The sequence below is a fragment of the Nocardioides daedukensis genome (genome assembly GCF_013408415.1).
Lineage (GTDB): Bacteria > Actinomycetota > Actinomycetes > Propionibacteriales > Nocardioidaceae > Nocardioides > Nocardioides daedukensis.
This window is the reverse complement of record NZ_JACCAA010000001.1, coordinates 1006509-1024070: the sequence shown is the minus strand read 5'-3', so window position 1 is coordinate 1024070 and position 17562 is coordinate 1006509. Positions and strand designations below refer to the sequence as shown.

Sequence of the window (17562 nt, the reverse complement as noted above, 5' to 3'; positions counted from 1 at the left end):
TACTTCAGGAAATAACCTTCAGCAAGGTCAGCGACGACCAATGAGGCCGATCGCTGCGGGGCTCTTGCTCTCCACGACCGAGACCCGGAAGCCGGCCTGGACGAGTGCGGCCGAGGCCTTCTCCAGTGCGGTCGGCAACTGGTCAGGTCGGGATGCGTCGTAGAACAGGAAGATCGCGCCACCGGGGGAGAGGCGTTCGTGCAACAGGGCCAGCTCGTCCTGGCAGTCGCGCACCCAGAACAGGTTGACGTTGAAGGCGAAGACCTTGTCCAGGCGCTTGACCGGGATCCGCAGCGTGGCGAGATCGATGTGTCGCACGGCCAGTCGCCCCGCGCTGATGAACTCCGCGCAACGCCGCTTGGTGCGGTCCACACCGGACTCGGAACGGTCGATGGCCAGAAGCTTGCCGGTCTTGAGTCGGCTGCAGATCAGCTCTGCTGCCTGCCCCTGACCGCACCCGATCTCAAGCACTTGATCGGCCGGCTGGACGTCAAGGACCTCCACGGCCCAACGTATGCGCGCCGGAATCGTCTGCAATGCCATGGCACAAGACTGCCACTATCCCTGTTCATCCGTCAGGCGCCCTCCCCGTAAGGCGCCGCGTGTCACGTAGGTTTGGCCACGTGACTGGTGAGATTTCGAAGATCGGCGTGCTCGGCGCGCAGGGCAAGGTCGGCGCAGAAATGTGCAAGGCGGTCGACGCGGCCGATGAGTTCACCCTCGTGGCCGCGCTCGATGCAGGTGACGACATCAGCGCCCTGGTGGACTCCGGTGCGCAGGCCGTCGTGGACTTCACCCACCCCGACGTGGTGATGGCGAACCTGGCTTTCTGCATCGAGAACGGGATCCACGCGGTCGTGGGCACCACGGGCTTCGACGAGGCCCGGCTCGACCAGCTGCGTCGGCAGCTCGAGGCCTCGCCGGGGACCGGCGTACTGATCGCACCCAACTTCTCCATCGGCGCGATCCTGATGATGCGCTTCTCGGCGATCGCCGCACCCTTCTACGACTCGGTCGAGGTGATCGAGCTGCACCACCCGGACAAGGCCGATGCCCCGTCCGGAACGGCCCGGCGTACGGCCGAGCTGATCGCGGCGGCACGCCGTGAGGCCGGGTCGGCCCCGATGCCCGACGCCACCTCCACGAGCCTGGACGGCGCCCGGGGCGCCGACGTGGACGGCGTACGCGTGCACGGGTTGCGAATCCGCGGCATGGTCGCCCACCAGGAGGTCATCCTGGGCGGCCCGGGGGAGACCCTGACCATCCGACACGACTCCATGGACCGGGCCTCGTTCGCCCCCGGGGTGCTCACCGGGCTGCGCAACATCGCCGACCACCCGGGGCTCACCGTGGGCCTGGAGAACTTCCTCGACCTGGACTGATCGCTTCGGGTGGCGTCGAGCGTTCGGACTTGCATGTTGTCGCATTGCAAGAACCTGCAACGCCGCAGGTCTTCCCGTTACCGCTGGGTAGTGAAAGTCTCGCGAGTGGGGAGGGAGACCCTGCAGCAGTCAACGGAGGCTCACACCAATGCGAATCACCCCCACTTGGGCGGCTCTCGGCCTGGCGACGCTGGCGACCGGCCTGATGGTCGGCTCACCTGCCACGGCTGACCCCGGCGCCGATCGCGCCGATGCCCTCGAAGCGCTGGCCGACAACCCCTCGGCAGCACGCGCGAGCGACGGACAGGCCTTCACGGTCCGTTCGACCACCAAGGACGCCGACGGCACCACGCACGCCCGCATCGACCGGACCTACCGCGGCCTCGAGGTCGTCGGTGGTGACCTCGTGGTCCACCAGGACGCCTCGGGAACCCTCGAGGGCGTGAGCCAGTCGCTGCTCACCAAGCTCAACCTCGGCGTGAAGCCGGGGGTCAGCAGCAGCTCGGCCGAGCGCAAGTCGCTGAGTGCCCAGGCCAGCAAGGCGATCACCGACCTCAAGCTCCTCGATGCCGCCGAACTGGTGATCGACGCCGCCGGGGCCACCCCCAGGCTCGCGTGGCGCACCTTGGCCGGCGGTCTCCAGGCCAACGGCACCCCGAGTCGCCTGGCGACGTACGTCGATGCGAAGACCGGCTCGGTGATCCGCCAGGAGCAGCAGATCGTCAACGTCGAGGGCACCGGGAAGACGCTCTACAGCGGTTCGGTCCCGATCAACGTGAGTGGCTCCAACGGTTCCTACACGCTGACCGACCCGGTCCACGGCAATGCCAAGGTGACCGACATGGGCAACAAGGAGGACTCGTTCCTCTGCACGCTGCTCAGCATCGGCTGCTCCAACGGATCCACGATCACCAGCGCGGACACCGTCTTCGGCAACGGTTCGAACTCGGACCGCCAGACCGCTGCTGCTGACGCGCTCTACGGCCACGCCGAGACCTTCGACTACTTCAAGAACGTCCACGGCCGCAACGGCATCTTCGGCAACGGCACCGCTGCTCCGAGTCGGGTGCACTACGGCAACAAGTACGTCAACGCCTTCTGGGACGGCGAGAAGATGACCTACGGCGACGGCGACGGTGTCGATTTCGGGCCGCTGGTCTCGCTCGACGTTTCGGGCCACGAGATGTCGCACGGTGTCACCGAGAACACCGCCGGACTCACCTACTCCGGGGAGTCGGGCGGCCTCAACGAGGCGACCTCGGACATCTTCGGCACCATGGTCGAGTTCCACGCGGGCAACTCCGTGGACCAGGGCGACTACTACATCGGAGAGCAGTTCGACCTCAAGAACCACGAGGGCTTCCGGCGGATGGACAAGCCCAGCGCAGACGGTGCCTCGCAGGACTGCTGGACGAGCGGCACCAAGAACCTCGACGTGCACTACTCCTCGGGTGTGGGCAACCACTTCTTCTACCTGCTCGCCGAGGGCTCGGGCGCGAAGACGATCGGCGGCAAGTCGCACAGTTCGCCGACCTGCAACAACTCCACGATCGCCGGCATCGGCCGGGACAAGGCCGCCAAGATCTGGTTCCGGGCACTGACGACCTACTTCACCTCGGGCACCACCTATGCCCAGGCCCGAGTCGGCACGCTCAGCGCCGCAAAGGACCTCTACGGCACCGGCAGCACCGAGTACGCCGCCGTCGCCGCAGCCTGGAGTGCGGTCAGCGTCAACTGATCCGACATCGCCCGGGTAGGGCTTACTTCCCGGGCAAGTCTGGTGCTTCCCGGGCAAGATCTTGCCCGGGAAGCATCGGAGTCACCCGGTACCCGGTGACTTCGCCACCGAAGTGCCAAGCGCTCAGAGCGCGGTGTGCAACCGCACCTGCTTGACCCTTACCGCGCCGTCCCCGCGCAGGTCGAGCTCGCGGTGGGCGGTGTCGGGGGCCCAGCCGGAGCTCTCGAAGAATCCACGCAGCACGTCATCGGTGCTGTTCACCCAGGTCACGGCGCGGGTGAACCTGTCGGCCGACAGGGTGTCCGCGCAGGCCTGCACCAGCCGCGATCCGTGGCCGAGCCGGTGCTCGCCGGGGTCGACGCAGAACTCACCGACCTCGCCGTCGGCGACCGGATCGGCATCGGGGTCGCCGGCGGGGGAGGTGACCGCGAAGCCGACGATCCGGTTCCGTTCCAGGGCCACCAGCACCCGGTTGCGGGCGTCCTTGGGCTTGGTCAGAGCCTGAGCCCACGAGGCGGCAAGTGCATCGGCGTCCAGCTCGGCGAGGACATCGTCGGGGAGGAGGCCCGCGTGGGTGGTGCGCCAGGCGCGGACCTGGACCTCGGCGATCCCTCGGGCGTCGTCTGCCCATGCGACTCGAACGGACACATCTGCTGTGGGACGGCTCATGTGCGCATCCTGCCAGTGAGCCGTCTGTTACACCTCAACGCGTCGACTGGACATTTGCGTAACACTCGCTGTTACCCTCGTCACATGTACGGCAATGACTTCGCGCCCCCCGCCGCGGGCGAGCGGACCGCGGCAGTCGTGGCCGAGGAGTCGGCCTCGTTCCGAGACGTGCTCGACAGTGGCGGTCGGATCGAGCCACGCGACGAGATGCCCGAAGGCTACCGCCGTACTCTCATCCGCCAGATGGCCCAGCACGCGCACTCCGAGATCATCGGCATGCAGCCGGAGGGCAACTGGATCAGCCGGGCGCCGAGCCTGCGCCGCAAGGCCATCCTGATGGCCAAGGTGCAGGACGAGGCAGGACACGGGCTCTACCTCTATGCCGCGGCCGAGACCTTGGGTGTCGACCGGGCCGACCTGCTCGACCAGCTCCATGACGGCCGTCAGAAGTACTCGTCCATCTTCAACTACCCGACGCTCACCTGGGCCGACGTCGGCGCGATCGGCTGGCTGGTCGACGGTGCCGCGATCGTCAACCAGGTCCCGTTGTGCCGCTGCTCCTACGGTCCCTATGCGCGCGCCATGGTCCGGGTCTGCAAGGAGGAGTCGTTCCACCAGCGCCAGGGCTTCGACATCCTGCACACACTGGCCCAAGGCACTCCCGCGCAGAAGGCGATGGCACAGGATGCGGTGGACCGTTACTGGTGGCCGAGCCTGATGATGTTCGGGCCCGCCGACAGCGGAGCAGACTCGGGCGGGCACACCGCGCAGTCGATGGCATGGGGGATCAAGCGGTTCTCCAACGACGAGCTGCGACAGAAGTTCATCGACATGACCGTCCCGCAGGCCGACGCGCTCGGACTCACCCTCCCCGATCCCGCTCTCACCTGGAACGAGGAACGCGGACACTTCGACCACACCCCGGTCGACTTCACCGAGCTCTTCGAGGTGATCGCCGGCCGCGGCCCTTGCAACGAGCAGCGGATGGCACACCGGGTCGGCGCACACCGTGACGGTGCCTGGGTCCGCGATGCCGCTGAGGCGTACGCCGCCAAGCACGCACCCCGGGCAACCGCAGGGGAGGGCGCCGCGTGAGCAGCGAACCGCTGTGGGAGGTCTTCATCCGTTCCCGCCGGGGAATGGCCCATGTGCACGCGGGTTCGCTGCACGCCGCCGACGCGGAGCTGGCCCTGCGCAACGCCCGCGACGTCTACACCCGGCGCCAGGAAGGCGTCTCGATCTGGGTGGTCCCGGCGAACCGGATCACCGCGAGCAGTCCCGACGAGAAGGGCTCCTTCTTCGAACCCGCCGCGGACAAGGTCTATCGCCACCCGACGTTCTATGACGTCCCTGAGGGGGTCGAGCACCTGTGACCGCGCACGCCGACGACGCCCACGTCGACTACCTCCTCGGCCTCGCCGACGACGCCCTCATCTCCGCCCAGCGGATGGGCTGGTGGATCAGCAGGGCACCCCAGCTCGAGGAGGACGTGGCCCTGGCCAACATCGGCCTCGACCAGCTGGGCCAGGCCCGCGCACTGCTCAGCCACGTGGGCGAGCTGACCGGGCGCACCGAGGACGACCTGGCCTACTTCCGCGATGAGCGCGACTTCCGCAACGTGTGCCTCGTCGAGCGCGAGCAGCACGACTTCGGTGTGACGATGGCCCGCCTGCTGGTCTTCGCCGCCTGGCAGAACCACCTCTATGCAGCCCTGACGAACAGCACCGACCCGACCCTGGCCGCCGTCGCCGCAAAGGCGGTCAAGGAAACCACCTACCACCTGGACCACGCCCGCACCTGGGTGCTGCGTCTGGGGGACGGGACCCCCGAGTCCCACGAGCGCATGCAGCTCGCGCTCAACCAGGAATGGCCGTGGCGCGAAGAGCTCTACGACAGCTCATCGATCGCCCCGGCCCTGATCGAGTCAGGCGTGGCCGTTGACCCGGCCACCCTGCGGACGTCCGTGGAGGAATGCGTGAACCAGGTCGTGAACCAAGCAACGCTCGAGACCCCCGACACACCGCCAGCAACATCTCGGGGCCGACAAGGACTGCACACCGAGGCAATGGGCTACCTGCTCGCCGAGATGCAGCACCTGACCCGCTCGCACCAGGGAGCCGCCTGGTGAGCGCCCCCAGCATGGCGCCGACCCTGCACCCCACGACGGCCCCGAGCCGGGCGTGGCGGGTGGTTCGCGATGTCCCCGACCCGGAGCTCCCCGCGCTGACCATCCAGGACCTGGGCATCCTGCGCGACGTCGTCGAATATGACCAGGGCTCCGTCCACGTGACCATCACCCCGACCTACTCCGGGTGCCCGGCCATGGAGACGATCCGCGAGGACATCGAGCGGGTGCTCACCGAGGCCGGCTTCCTGCACGTCGCGGTCGAGTTCGTGCTCGCGCCCGCCTGGACCAGCGACTGGGTGACCCCCGAGGGACACGCCAAGCTGACGGCGTACGGCGTCGCCCCGCCGGGTCCGCGCCGCGCCCACGACGCACCGGTGGTTGTCCCGTTGGCCACCCGCTGCCCCCGCTGCAGCAGCCTGCGCACCCGGGAGAGCAGCAGGTTCGGATCCACCTCGTGCAAGTCGTTGTGGGTGTGCAACGACTGCCTGGAGCCGTTCGAGCAGTTCAAGGCCATCTGATGGCGCCCAGTTGATGGCTCGACGCGCGACCTTCCACCCGCTGCGGGTGGGCCGGGTCGATCGATTGACCGACGACTCGCTCGCGTTGTCCTTCGAGGTCCCCGACGACCTGCGCGACGCCTATCGGTTCACCCCGGGCCAGCACCTGACCCTGCGCTGCGCGGACGGCGTACGGCGCAGCTATTCGATCTGCAGCACCCCGGGGTCGGGTGAGCTGCGGATCGGCATCCGTCAGCTGCCCGACGGCTGGTTCTCCCGGGGCGTCCTGCCCACCCTCGAGCCGGGCGACACCCTCGACGTGATGACCCCGGAGGGGCGGTTCACCGTCGACCCCTCGCCCGAGAGGGCCAAGCAGTACGTCGCGGTCGCGGCCGGCTCGGGCATCACCCCGCTGCTCTCGATCATCGGCTCCGTCCTGGACCGGGAGCCGAGGTCGCGATTCACCCTGGTCTACGCCAACCGGACACAGCGCTCGGTGATGTTCCTCGACGAGCTGCACGACCTCAAGGACCGTCATCTCGAGCGGTTCCGCATCCTTCACGTGCTCTCGCGTGAGCAGCAGGAGTCGGAGCTGCTCAGCGGACGCCTCGACGCGGATCGCTTCGGCGCCATCCTCGACTCACTGATCGACGTCAGGACGGTCGATGACTGGTTCCTGTGCGGGCCGCAGGAGATGGTGGCCGACCTGAGCCAGGTGCTTGCCGAGCGTGGAGCGCGCCAGGTGCACAGCGAGCTGTTCCACGCCGATCCGGTGGTCCGTTCCGTCCCGGCGGTGACCCAGGACGACTCGGAACGCTGTGAGGTCACTGTCCTGCTCGACGGGCGGAGCACCGACCTTCGCTTGGGCACCGGTGAGGTCCCGGTCCTCGAAGCGGCGCTGCAGCTGCGCCCCGAACTGCCGTTCGCCTGTCGCGGCGGCGTCTGCGGCACCTGCAGGGCGCGCGTGGTCGAGGGCAGCGTCGCGATGGACACCAACTGGGCGCTGGAGGCCGATGAGGTCGAGGCGGGCTATGTGCTCACCTGCCAGAGCCATCCGACCTCGAAACGGGTCGTGCTCGACTACGACGGCTAGGCGGTGCCCATGCGGGCATCCGCGACCGGGGTGGCCCTGCTGGATAGGGAGACGGCGCCCAGCAACGTGACGCCCAGACCGACGACGACCAGCCACCCGAAGCCGTCGCGCACCTCGTCGCCCAGGACGAGGATCCCGAACAGTGCCGGCGCGAACGTCTGGACCCCGAGCAGTCCACCCGTCGCGGGGGCGACACCGGTACGTGCCATGGAGAGTGAATAGAGCCAGAACGCGAACAGGCTGACCGTGGGCACCACCAGGGCCGAGGCGAGCACCGAGAGCCCGACGTCGGAGCTGACCCCACGCACGGCGAGCGCTGAGACGGCATACCCCAGTCCCGCCACGGCGCCGATGAGCACGGCAGGACCGAGCCGACGCGAGACCAGCCCGAGCACCACGGTGACCGCGGTGAGGGCCCAGAGGAGGAGGGCGTAGCGCGAGGTGGTCACCACCGCACCGGCCGGTCCGGCGGCGATCGCCAGCATGACGATGCCCAGGGTCACTGCGACCACGCCGGTCCACCCGCGCAGGTGCAGCGGCTCCGCCAGCAGGTATGCCGAGCATGCGGCCGTCACCGGCATGGAGAGCGCCACGGTGGCCTGGGCGAGATAGAGGGGGAGCAGCCAGATCGCGACGGCGTGCAGGACGAACCCGACCAGGTAGGCCGCCACGACCAACCACATCAGCCGGCTGCGCGCCCCGGCCCTCAGGAAGGCGACCGGACCCTCAGCGCCGTGGTGCGGGAGCGCACGCACGGCCTCGGCCTGCCAGACCGCGGCGATGCCGAACAGCGCGGCAGAGGCGAGCGCGGCGACGAGTCCGGTCAGCACTTCATCGGTAGTTCTGGGGTAGTGCCTCACCGATCTTGCGCTGCGGCTTGGGCAGGCGCAGGAAGCGCATGTTCACCGCTCGGGAGATCGCATACCAGGTGATTCCCTTGAGCGTCTCGTCCGGGAAACGGCTACGGACGGCCTGGCGGACGCGGAACCGGAGCCAGACGATGTCGATCACGACCAGGAGCAGGGTGACGATCCACAGCGTGCCGGAGAAGACCCGAATGGCCTCGCCGAAGACGCCGGTGCCCATGATGATGATCAGCAGCAGCATCGGGGCGAGCAGCTCGGTGAACCCGAGGCGGGTGTCGACGAAGTCACGCACGAAGCGGCGCACAGGCCCCTGGTCACGGGCGGGGAGGTAGCGCTCGTCCCCGGTCTTCATCGCGCTGCGCACCTTGCGGCTCGACTCGACGCGCAGCTCACGCTGCTTGCGGGAGAGGGCCTTGGGGTCCTTGCCCAGCTTGGCCCGCTCGCGGGCGGCGGCCTCGGACTCCTTGCGGCTGGGTGTGGGACGACCCTTGCTGCCCGGTCGCTCCGGGCGGGGCTCGGAGTCGAAGGGGTCGGATTCGGTGGGCTTGCGACGGAACAACGTAGGCCTTCACATGTTCGATGTAGCGGGAGCGCCCAGCCTAGCGGCAACCCGCCCCTCGCTCGCGCTTGCGCTTGCGCCTAGTGTTGACGCACAGCACGATCCATCTCACGCCGCCGGGAGCGACCCGGCTGGCCGACCCAGAGGGGACCCGCATCCGATGAGCATGTGGAAGCGATTCACGTTGATCTTCCGGTCCAAGGCGAACAGCGCGCTCGACAAGGCCGAGGACCCGCGCCAGACCCTGGACTACAGCTATCAGCGTCAGCTCGAGCTCCTCTCGAAGGTACGCCGTGGCGTGGCGGACGTTGCCACCAGCCGCAAGCGGGTCGAGCTCCAGGTCAACCAGCTCGAGCAGCAGCAGGCCAAGCTCCAGACCCAGGCGCAGAAGGCGCTCGACATGGGTCGCGAGGACCTGGCCCGTGAGGCGTTGACCCGCAAGTCCGCGTTGAACGGTCAGATCACCGACCTCAAGGCCCAGCACGCCAACCTGCAGGGCGAGGAGGAGAAGCTCACCCTCGCGCAGCAGCGGTTGAGCGCCAAGATCGAGTCCTTCCGGACCCGCAAGGAGACGATCAAGGCCAACTACACCGCGGCCGAGGCGCAGACCAAGATCAACGAGGCGCTCTCCGGTGTCGGCGAGGAGATGGGCGACGTCGGCATGGCGATCCAGCGTGCCGAGGACAAGACCGCCAACATGCAGGCCCGCGCCGGTGCGATCGACGAGCTCATTGCGAGCGGCGCACTCGACGACGTCTCGAACCCCGGAGGTCAGGACGACATCGCCCGCGAGCTCGAGGCGATGAGCTCGCAGTCCGACGTCGAGGCCGAGCTCGCAGCGCTTCGTGGCGGCAGGGCCCCGCAGGCGATCGACGCCCCTGCCGAGCAGGGCGCGATCCTCGAGCCCGAGGCACAGAAGGCCGAGGGCACCAACAACGGAGGCCAGGCATGATCGTCCGCATCCTCGGTGAGGGCCAGTTCGACGTGGCCGACAGCGCAGTGGACCGTCTCAACCGTCTCGACGACGAGGTCGAGAAGGCGGTCGAGAGCGGTGACGAAGCGGCATTCACGGCAGCTCTCGAAGAGCTCCTCAAGGTCGTGCGCACCATCGGTGCTCCGCACGACCTCGAGGGACTCGAGATCTCTGACGTGGTGCTCCCGCCCGCGGACGCCACCATCGCCGAGGTGCGCGAGCTCCTCAGCGACGACGGTCTCATCCCCGGCTGAGAAGACAGGCTGAACGAACTCCCGTGGCGCACTCCCGCTTCATCAAGGACCGTGGTCTCACGGCGCGGATGACCCTGACCATGTTCCTGCTCGGGGCTCTCTTCGTGGTCTTCATGGTTACCCTGATGGCCGTCGCTGGATCGTATGGCGGCTCGGGGCTCGTGATCATCGTCGGCATCGCAGGCATCGCGATGGCCTTCTGGCAGTGGTGGAGCTCGGACAAGGTCGCCATGCGGGCGATGCGAGCACGCGAGGTCAGCCCCCAGGAGGCGCCAGAGCTGCACGGGATGATCGACCGGCTCTGTGCGATGGCCGACATGCCGAAGCCTCGCGTGGGCATTGCCGACATGGACCTCCCCAACGCGTTCGCCACGGGCCGGTCCCCGGACCGGGCCGTGGTGTGCGTGACCACCGGGATCCTGCGGACGCTCAACGCCGAGGAGCTCGAGGGCGTGCTCGCCCACGAGCTGTCCCACGTCGCCCACCGCGACGTACTGGTGATGACGGTGGCCTCGTCGGCGGGAATCGTGGCCGGCATGATCACCCAGTCCGTCCAGTACGGCGGCCTCTCGCTGCTCTCGGGTGGACGAGGCCGGAACAACAACAACGGCGGAGCGCTGCCGCTCTATCTCGTGGCGATCGTGGTGAGCCTGGTCGTCTATGCGGTCAGCTTCGTGCTGACCCGGATGCTGTCGCGCTATCGCGAGCTCTGCGCGGACCGTGCGGGTGCCTACCTGACGATGAAGCCCGCCGCCCTGGCCTCGGCGCTGCAGAAGATCACCGGTGAGATGTCGATGATCCCGCAGAAGGACCTGCGTGCCTCGGCCGCACAGAACGCCTTCTTCATCGCTCCCGCGATCAGCGGCGCGACCCTGAAGACCCTGAGCTCGACCCACCCGCCGCTGGAGAAGCGGCTCGAGCAGCTCGCCCGCATCCAGGGCGAGCTCGGAAGGCAGATGGGATGAGCTTCTGGAAGTCCATCCTGGGCCGGACCGAAGCCGCCACTGCCCAGCTCGACTCGCTGTTCATGGTGCCCAGCGCCGCGATCACCCTGCAGACGGCGGCCGGTCTGACCCCCACGGGCAGCGGCTCGGTCTGCTACCGCTCGGCCGCGGGGCCTGCCTTCGCGCAGACCCAGTCCGAGATCGTCTCGCTCCTCAATGACAATCCCGAAACTCCGCACGTCGAGGTCTCGACCGACAGCTTCGGCTTCACCTGGCTGATCGTGCAGCGCGACCCCCAGGACGTTGCCGGTCTCTGCACCGACCTGCACGCGGTCAACTCGACCCTCGAGGCACAGGGCTTCGGCACCGGCCTGCTCTGCTCCCTGGTCGCCTTCGCCGACGACGCCGGCCGCAGGGCCGGACTGGTCTACCTCTACAAGCAGGGCACGTTCTATCCCTTCGCCCCGGATGCCTCGGCACCGGGACAACAGCGGCGCGACAACCTTCTCGAGATCCAGATCCGCGACCAGCTGGCTGCCGAGCTGCCGATGGAGAAGGAGCTCTACCGGTGGCTGGCGGTCTGGGGAGCACCCGGCCTCTGAGCCCCACGGCCCACTAGGGTTAGCGGACTGTCCACCTGGGAAGGGTGTCCGCGTGATCACGTTCCTCGTCATCGGTGCCGTCGGCATTGCACTGCTCCTGTTCTCCCTCATCGTCGGGGACCTGCTCGACGGACTGCTGGAGTTCGGCGGCGACCTGTTCTCGGGCGCGGCTCTGGCCGGCTTCTTGGGCGCCTTCGGCTTCGGCGGAGCCCTGGCCTACGACTCCAGCGACAACATGGTGCTCTCGATCGGCATCGGTCTCGTCGCGGGCCTGGTCGTGGGAGCAGGGGCCGGCTGGATCTCCTGGAAGCTCAAGGAGGGTGGGGACGAGTCCAACGTCCGCACCGGTGACCTGACCGGAGCCACCGGGACCGTCATCAGCGCCATCCCCGAGGGTGGCCTCGGCGAGGTCAGCATCGTTGCCTCGGGTCACATCACCAAGCTGAACGCGCGGTCCGCAGGTGCCCTCGCCGCAGGCACTCCGATCACCATCACCGCGATCCTCTCCGCCACATCGGTGCTCGTCGAGCGCCGGGTCTGACCTCGATCTCCACCCTTCATCCACCAGGAGCAGCATCATGTCCCCGACCCTGATTGCCGTAGTCGGCATCATCGTCCTCGTCGTCCTCTTGGGTGCGTTGATCACCACGCGCTACAAGGTGGCAGGCCCCAACGAGGCGTTCATCGTCACCGGCCGCAAGGGCAAGGCGGTGAAGAACCCCGAGACCGGCCAGATCTCCACCGACCTCTCCGGCCAGAAGGTCGTCATGGGAGGCGGCGTCTTCGTGCTGCCGTTCGTCCAGAAGGCCCACACCCTGGACCTCTCCTCGCGGCGCCTGTTCGTCCAGATCAAGGGCGCCATCTCGGGCCAAGGCGTCAAGCTCAACCTCGAGGGTGTGGCGATCGTCAAGGTCGGTGGCAATGAGGACTCCATCCGCGCTGCCGCGCAGCGCTTCCTGACCCAGCAGCAGGAGGTCGAGACCTTCACCCAGGAGACCCTGGCGGGCTCGTTGCGCTCGATCGTCGGGTCGCTGTCCGTCGAGCAGATCATCCGCGACCGAGCGGCCTTCGCCCAGCGCGTGGCCGACGAGTCGGAAACCTCGCTCACCGGCCAGGGCCTGGTGCTGGACACCTTCCAGATCCAGGACATCACCGACGACGGTTCCTACCTCGCCGACCTCGGTCGTCCCGAGGCCGCCAAACTCAACCAGATCGCCTCCATCGCCGAGGCCGAGGCCCGCCAGGCCGCCGAGCAGGCCCGGCTCGCCGCCGAGCAGGAGATCGCGATCGCCCAGCGCCAGCTCGCGCTGAAGGAGGCCGAGATCAAGGCCGAGACCGATGCCGCCGTGGCCCAGGCCGCCGCTGCCGGCCCGCTGGCCCAGGCCGACCGCGACCAGGCGATCCTCGCCGAGCAGGAGAAGGTCGCCGTCCGCCAGGCAGCCCTCAAGGAGCGCCAGCTCGACACCGAGGTCCGCAAGCCCGCCGACGCGGAGCGGTACCGGGTGGAGACCGAGGCCGAGGGTCGCCGCAACTCGCAGGTCTTCGACGCCGACGCCGCAAAGCTGGCCGCCATCGCGAAGGCCGAGGCAGAGGCAGAGCGTGACCGCCTCACCGGTGTCGGTGAGAAGTCCCGCCGTGAAGCACTCGCCGAGGCCGAGGCGATCGAGGGTGCCAAGCGAGGCGAGGCCGAGAAGGCCCGTCGTGTCGCCGAGGCCGACGCCGTCCGGGCAGAGGGTGAGGCACAGGCTGCCTCGACGCTGGCCATCGGTGAGGCCGAGGCCGAGGCGATGAACAAGAAGGCCGCGGCCTTCGAGCAGTACAACGACGCCGCTGTCCTGCAGATGCTGATCGAGATCATGCCCAAGGTGGCCGCCGAGGTCGCCGGCCCGATGTCCAACATCGACAAGCTCACGATCATCTCCACCGACGGCGCGGGGGAGCTGCCCAAGCAGGTCACGAACAACATGTTCCAGACCATGGAGCTGCTCAAGAACATGACCGGTGTCGATGTGGAGAACCTGCTCAAGGGCTTCGGCGAGCGCGGTGCCGGGATCTCGAGTGGTTCCGTGCCGTCCGGGGCCGCAGCCGTCGAGCGCGGCCGGGACGACAACGCTGACCCGTCGCTGCCACGCTGACCTGACAGCAGTACGAAGCAGAGCGCCCCGGCCGAGGATCTCGGCCGGGGCGCTCGTGCGTGGAGGGGGTCAGAACGACCCGGGGTCAGCCCTTCTTCACAACGCTCGACTTGAGCTGCATCGGGCCGAAGCCGTCGACCTTGCAATCGATGTCGTGGTCGCCCACGCCGGAGACCAGACGGATGTTCTTCACCTTGGTGCCGACCTTGATCGCGGTCGAGGAGCCCTTGACCTTGAGGTCCTTGATCACGGTGACGGTGTCACCGTCCGCGAGCGGGGTGCCGTTGGCGTCCTTGATGACGGCGGCCTCGTCGGCTTCTGCCGCCTCGGCCGGCGACCACTCGTGGGCGCACTCGGGGCAGACCATCAAGGTGCCCATCTCGTAGGTGAACTCGGAGGCGCACTTCGGGCAGGGCGGGAGCTCGTCGCCGAGCCGATCGTCAGTCACGGTGGGACTTGCCCGGCAGGTCGAGCATCCGCTGCAGGGCGACGTCGGCCTCACGCTTGGTGTCCGCGTCGACCTCGATCACGTTGACCTCGGTGCCGGCCACCAGCGACTCGAGCGCCCAGACCAGGTGCGGCAGGTCGATCCGGTTCATCGTCGAGCAGAAGCAGACCGTCTTCTCCAGGAACGCGATGTTCTTGTCGGGGTGCGCGTCGGCGAGCCGCTTCACCAGGTTCAGCTCGGTGCCGATCGCCCAGCTGGAACCGGACGGAGCCGCCTCGATCGTCTTGATGATGAACTCGGTGGAACCGACCAGGTCGGCCTTCGTGACGACCTCGTAGGTGCATTCGGGGTGGACCAGGATGTTGATCTCGGGGTCCTTGGCGCGCAGCTCGTCGATCACCTCGGGGGTGAAGCGGCCGTGCACCGAGCAGTGCCCCTTCCACAGGATCATCTTCGCGTCCCGCAGCTGATCGACGGTGAGTCCACCGTTGAGCTTCAACGGGTTCCACACGACGCAGTCCTCGAGGCTCAGCCCCATCTTGAGCACGGCGGTGTTGCGGCCCAGGTGCTGGTCGGGGAAGAAGAAGATCTTGGCGCCCCCGTCGATGTCCTGCTTCTGCTCGAAGGCCCACTCCAAGGCGGCGTCGGCGTTCGACGAGGTGCACACGGCGCCACCGTTGCGGCCGCAGAATGCCTTGATGTCAGCGCTGGAGTTCATGTAGGTGATCGGCACGACCTGGTCCTGCACGCCGGCATCGGCCAGTGCGTCCCACGCGTCCTCGACCTGACCGAGACGGGCCATGTCGGCCATCGAGCAGCCGGCGGCGAGGTCCGGGAGGATCACCTTCTGCGAGGGGGAGGTGAGGATGTCGGCGGACTCCGCCATGAAGTGCACACCGCAGAAGACGATGTACTCGGCCTCCGGACGAGCCGCGGCGTCGCGGGCGAGCTTGAACGAGTCGCCGGTGACGTCGGCGAACTGGATCACCTCGTCGCGCTGGTAGTGGTGGCCCAGGACGAAGACCCGCTCACCCAGGGCCTCCTTGGCCGCGCGGGCACGGGCGACCAGGTCCGGGTCCGAGGACGCAGGCAGGTCCCCGGGACACTCGACGCCACGTTCGGCGGAGAGGTCCTTGCCCTTGCCCAGCGGAAGGAGTGGCAATTCGACGGTGCTCATGGCCTCATCCTATTGCCTGGCCCTCCGGATCAGAGCAGCGAGCCGTGGTGCAGGTAGGGAGACGGTGGCTTCATCCCGCGCAGGCACAAGTAGCCGTCCTGGTGCAGCGCAAGGTGCGCGGACATCCCGACGTCGATCGCCCACTCGTTCGCTGCGGTGATGTGGCGGACTGAGATCTGGGCGCCGGGTGGCGAGGAGGCGAGCGCCTCCCACATCAGGTCCGAGGCGGTACGCCGGGTGGTTGCGGCCAGGAGGGCCGGCGCACCGTGGGCATCGACGTAGGCATAACCGGAACCGGAGGCCTGGTCGACCACGATCAGGCGGTACTGGGCCAGGAGCAGGTCATGGTCCGATAGATGCGCGGCACCACGGGTCTGCCGGTCGATGGAGTCCATCAGGTCGATGTCGCCACGGCTGCCCTCGCGGACCCGCTCGACGACGGGGAGCTGTGACCGGTCGACGGTGCCGGTCAGGAACATCTGGGGGTGCAGCGAGAACCCGGCGAGACGATAACGGCGTACGGCTCCGGGGTCGGCAGACGCGGCGAACATCCCACGCAGGCATCCGCGCCCGTGGTGCATGGCGGCCTGCAGCAGCTGTGCACCGATGCCTTGGCCCTGGAGGTCGGGTCGGACCGCGAAAGAGGCCAGGATCCACATCAGCTCGCGGGTCCGTGAGATCGCGCAGCCGACCACCTCGCCGTCCTGCTCGGCCACCCAGCAGCCGGCGGGGTCGCTCTCGATGGTGTGCCGGGCACGCGCGATCCAGTGGCTCTGCCGGTCCGGCGGACGGAGCTGGGGCTCGGGCCAGTCGCTGTGCCTGGTGATGCGGTCGACCTCGAGATAGCTCTGTGCGGTGAGCGCGCCCATCGCCATCACGTCGCCGTCGCGTGCCTGCCGGATGATCAGCTCGCCCATGGCCGACATCATGCCAACCCACGGCCCGGGGGCCGACTCGGCATGATGGGGCCATGCGCGTCCTCATCGCCCCCGACAAGTTCGCCGGCACCCTCACCGCGGTCCAGGCGGCGGAGGCGATCGCCCAGGGATGGCGGCGGCGCGCTCCCGACGACGAGCTCGACCTCTGCCCGATGGCCGACGGCGGGCCCGGTTTCGTCGACGTGATCCACTCCGCGCTCGGCGGGGAGCTCCAGGCACTGACCGTCCCGGGGCCCGGTCACACCAGCGTCCCGGCCGCCATCGCGCGCAGTGGACAGAGCGCCTACATCGAGAGTGCCCAGGCGTGCGGGCTGCACCTCTTGGGGGACACCGACCCCGAACAGGCCACGACGTACGGCGTCGGCGCGATGATCGGCGCGGCCATCAAGGCCGGGGCACGCCGGGTGGTCGTCGGTCTGGGAGGAAGCGGCACCAACGACGGTGGCGCCGGGCTGCTCGCTGCCCTCGGCGCGACGTCCGACGTCGAGCTAACCGGCGGTGCCGCCGGCCTGGCCGGAATCACCCATCTGGACCTGGCACCCGCTCGTCGGACGGTGGAGGGGATCGAGCTGGTGGTGGCCAGTGATGTGGACAACCCGTTGACCGGGCTCTTCGGAGCCACCAAGACCTTCGGTCCGCAGAAGGGCATCGCCGAGGAACGGCTGCCGGCCGTCGACGGTCTCCTGGAGGAGTTCGCCGCGGTGGCGGGTCGGCGTACGGCCCTGGACAAGGGCGCCGGGGCTGCCGGGGGCCTCGGCTTCGCGCTGCTGCTGCTCGGGGCGACGCGGGTGCCGGGCATCGACGTCGTCGCCACAGCGGTGGATTTGCGCGATCGAGCCGAGCGAGCCGACCTGGTGGTCACCGGGGAAGGAGCGTTCGACTTCTCCAGCCGGTCCGGCAAGGTGCCCTATGGCGTCGCTGCGGTCGCAGCAGAGTCGCTGCGGCCCTGCGTGGCCCTGGCCGGCCAGGTGCTGGTCGGCTCGCGCGAGATGCGCACGATGGGCGTGGAGGCGGCCTACTCCATCGTCGACCAGGTCGGTCGGGAGCGAGCATTCGCCGAGCCGGCGGCCGGACTGGCCGAGCTGGCCGAGCGGGTGGCGCGCAACTGGTCGACGTGAGGTCCTTCAGTGCGCTGCCTGGCTCTCATCAGTGCACTGGG

Annotated in this window: 21 protein-coding genes; 14 read left to right on the top strand and 7 right to left on the bottom strand. The window is 68.5% G+C overall.

The genetic code is table 11. The features are described 5' to 3' along the window. Positions 1–27: 27 nt before the first annotated feature. Positions 28–543: a class I SAM-dependent methyltransferase gene (locus BJ980_RS05020; protein WP_179501278.1), complete on the bottom strand. Its 516-nt coding sequence runs from the start codon at positions 541–543 to the stop codon at positions 28–30. A gap of 92 nt (positions 544–635) precedes the next feature. On the opposite strand from BJ980_RS05020, the gene dapB reads away from it, so the two are divergent. Both dapB and BJ980_RS05010 read left to right on the top strand, forming a co-directional pair. Then, the gene (gene dapB / locus BJ980_RS05015; RefSeq protein WP_343047898.1) at positions 636–1382 is read left to right on the top strand and encodes a 4-hydroxy-tetrahydrodipicolinate reductase; all 747 of its coding nucleotides are present in this window, start codon (positions 636–638) and stop codon (positions 1380–1382) included. Between the two features lie 148 nt (positions 1383–1530). Continuing rightward, a complete protein-coding gene (locus tag BJ980_RS05010; protein ID WP_179501276.1) occupies positions 1531–3120 on the top strand; it encodes a M4 family metallopeptidase in 1590 nt (529 codons plus the stop codon). A 123-nt stretch (positions 3121–3243) separates the two neighbouring features. On the opposite strand, the gene BJ980_RS05005 is transcribed toward BJ980_RS05010, so the two are convergent. Continuing rightward, on the bottom strand, positions 3244–3789 hold the full coding sequence (locus tag BJ980_RS05005; protein ID WP_179501275.1) for a GNAT family N-acetyltransferase: 546 nt from the start codon (positions 3787–3789) through the stop codon (positions 3244–3246). An 84-nt stretch (positions 3790–3873) separates the two neighbouring features. Between BJ980_RS05005 and paaA the strand changes: the two genes are divergently transcribed. The 5 genes from paaA to paaE are packed head-to-tail and all read left to right on the top strand — an operon-like array spanning position 3874 to position 7507. Continuing rightward, positions 3874–4884: a 1,2-phenylacetyl-CoA epoxidase subunit PaaA gene (gene paaA / locus BJ980_RS05000; protein WP_179501274.1), complete on the top strand. Its 1011-nt coding sequence runs from the start codon at positions 3874–3876 to the stop codon at positions 4882–4884. Beyond that, on the top strand, positions 4881–5162 hold the full coding sequence (paaB, locus tag BJ980_RS04995; protein WP_179501273.1) for a 1,2-phenylacetyl-CoA epoxidase subunit PaaB: 282 nt from the start codon (positions 4881–4883) through the stop codon (positions 5160–5162). Before paaA ends, paaB begins: the two co-directional genes overlap by 4 nt. Then, positions 5159–5917: a 1,2-phenylacetyl-CoA epoxidase subunit PaaC gene (paaC, locus tag BJ980_RS04990; RefSeq protein ID WP_179501272.1), complete on the top strand. Its 759-nt coding sequence runs from the start codon at positions 5159–5161 to the stop codon at positions 5915–5917. Before paaB ends, paaC begins: the two co-directional genes overlap by 4 nt. Further along, the gene (gene paaD / locus BJ980_RS04985; protein WP_343047698.1) at positions 5914–6435 is read left to right on the top strand and encodes a 1,2-phenylacetyl-CoA epoxidase subunit PaaD; all 522 of its coding nucleotides are present in this window, start codon (positions 5914–5916) and stop codon (positions 6433–6435) included. Before paaC ends, paaD begins: the two co-directional genes overlap by 4 nt. 13 nt (positions 6436–6448) lie before the next feature. Beyond that, the gene (gene paaE, locus BJ980_RS04980; protein ID WP_179501271.1) at positions 6449–7507 is read left to right on the top strand and encodes a 1,2-phenylacetyl-CoA epoxidase subunit PaaE; all 1059 of its coding nucleotides are present in this window, start codon (positions 6449–6451) and stop codon (positions 7505–7507) included. Here the strand turns inward: paaE and BJ980_RS04975 are convergent. Continuing rightward, positions 7504–8337 carry a hypothetical protein gene (locus tag BJ980_RS04975; RefSeq protein WP_179501270.1) on the bottom strand — a complete coding sequence of 278 codons (834 nt, stop codon included), beginning with the start codon at positions 8335–8337 and terminating at the stop codon, positions 7504–7506. The genes paaE and BJ980_RS04975 overlap by 4 nt on opposite strands. A 1-nt stretch (position 8338) precedes the next feature. Continuing rightward, positions 8339–8932: a DUF3043 domain-containing protein gene (locus BJ980_RS04970; RefSeq protein WP_179501269.1), complete on the bottom strand. Its 594-nt coding sequence runs from the start codon at positions 8930–8932 to the stop codon at positions 8339–8341. 160 nt (positions 8933–9092) lie between these two features. On the opposite strand from BJ980_RS04970, the gene BJ980_RS04965 reads away from it, so the two are divergent. The 6 genes from BJ980_RS04965 to BJ980_RS04940 are packed head-to-tail and all read left to right on the top strand — an operon-like array spanning position 9093 to position 13840. Further along, entirely contained in the window at positions 9093–9884 is a 792-nt protein-coding gene (locus BJ980_RS04965) for a PspA/IM30 family protein (protein ID WP_179501268.1), read from the top strand. Continuing rightward, positions 9881–10159, top strand: coding sequence for a PspA-associated protein PspAA (gene pspAA, locus BJ980_RS04960; RefSeq protein WP_179501267.1), 279 nt, complete (start codon positions 9881–9883; stop codon positions 10157–10159). Before BJ980_RS04965 ends, pspAA begins: the two co-directional genes overlap by 4 nt. 23 nt (positions 10160–10182) lie before the next feature. Beyond that, positions 10183–11124 (top strand): zinc metalloprotease HtpX, encoded by a 942-nt coding sequence (gene htpX, locus BJ980_RS04955; RefSeq protein ID WP_179501266.1) that lies wholly within the window; start codon positions 10183–10185, stop codon positions 11122–11124. Further along, entirely contained in the window at positions 11121–11705 is a 585-nt protein-coding gene (gene pspAB / locus BJ980_RS04950; RefSeq protein ID WP_179501265.1) for a PspA-associated protein PspAB, read from the top strand. Before htpX ends, pspAB begins: the two co-directional genes overlap by 4 nt. Before the next feature lie 52 nt (positions 11706–11757). Then, on the top strand, positions 11758–12246 hold the full coding sequence (locus BJ980_RS04945) for a hypothetical protein (RefSeq protein WP_179501264.1): 489 nt from the start codon (positions 11758–11760) through the stop codon (positions 12244–12246). 37 nt (positions 12247–12283) lie between these two features. Next, positions 12284–13840 carry a flotillin family protein gene (locus BJ980_RS04940; protein WP_179501263.1) on the top strand — a complete coding sequence of 519 codons (1557 nt, stop codon included), beginning with the start codon at positions 12284–12286 and terminating at the stop codon, positions 13838–13840. 85 nt (positions 13841–13925) lie between these two features. Here the strand turns inward: BJ980_RS04940 and BJ980_RS04935 are convergent, their stop codons facing one another. From BJ980_RS04935 to BJ980_RS04925, 3 genes are read right to left on the bottom strand one after another with little or no spacing between them, the layout of a single operon-like run. Beyond that, positions 13926–14288: a zinc ribbon domain-containing protein YjdM gene (locus BJ980_RS04935; protein WP_343047697.1), complete on the bottom strand. Its 363-nt coding sequence runs from the start codon at positions 14286–14288 to the stop codon at positions 13926–13928. Beyond that, complete coding sequence (gene nadA, locus BJ980_RS04930; protein ID WP_179501262.1) at positions 14281–15465, bottom strand: quinolinate synthase NadA; 1185 nt, start codon at positions 15463–15465, stop codon at positions 14281–14283. The genes BJ980_RS04935 and nadA overlap by 8 nt, the downstream gene beginning before the upstream one ends. Before the next feature lie 29 nt (positions 15466–15494). Then, a complete protein-coding gene (locus BJ980_RS04925; protein WP_179501261.1) occupies positions 15495–16382 on the bottom strand; it encodes a GNAT family N-acetyltransferase in 888 nt (295 codons plus the stop codon). Between the two features lie 53 nt (positions 16383–16435). Here BJ980_RS04925 and BJ980_RS04920 point away from each other — a divergent pair, with 53 nt between their 5' ends. Beyond that, positions 16436–17521 (top strand): glycerate kinase family protein, encoded by a 1086-nt coding sequence (locus BJ980_RS04920; RefSeq protein WP_179501260.1) that lies wholly within the window; start codon positions 16436–16438, stop codon positions 17519–17521. The last annotated feature ends 41 nt before the right edge of the window (positions 17522–17562 follow it).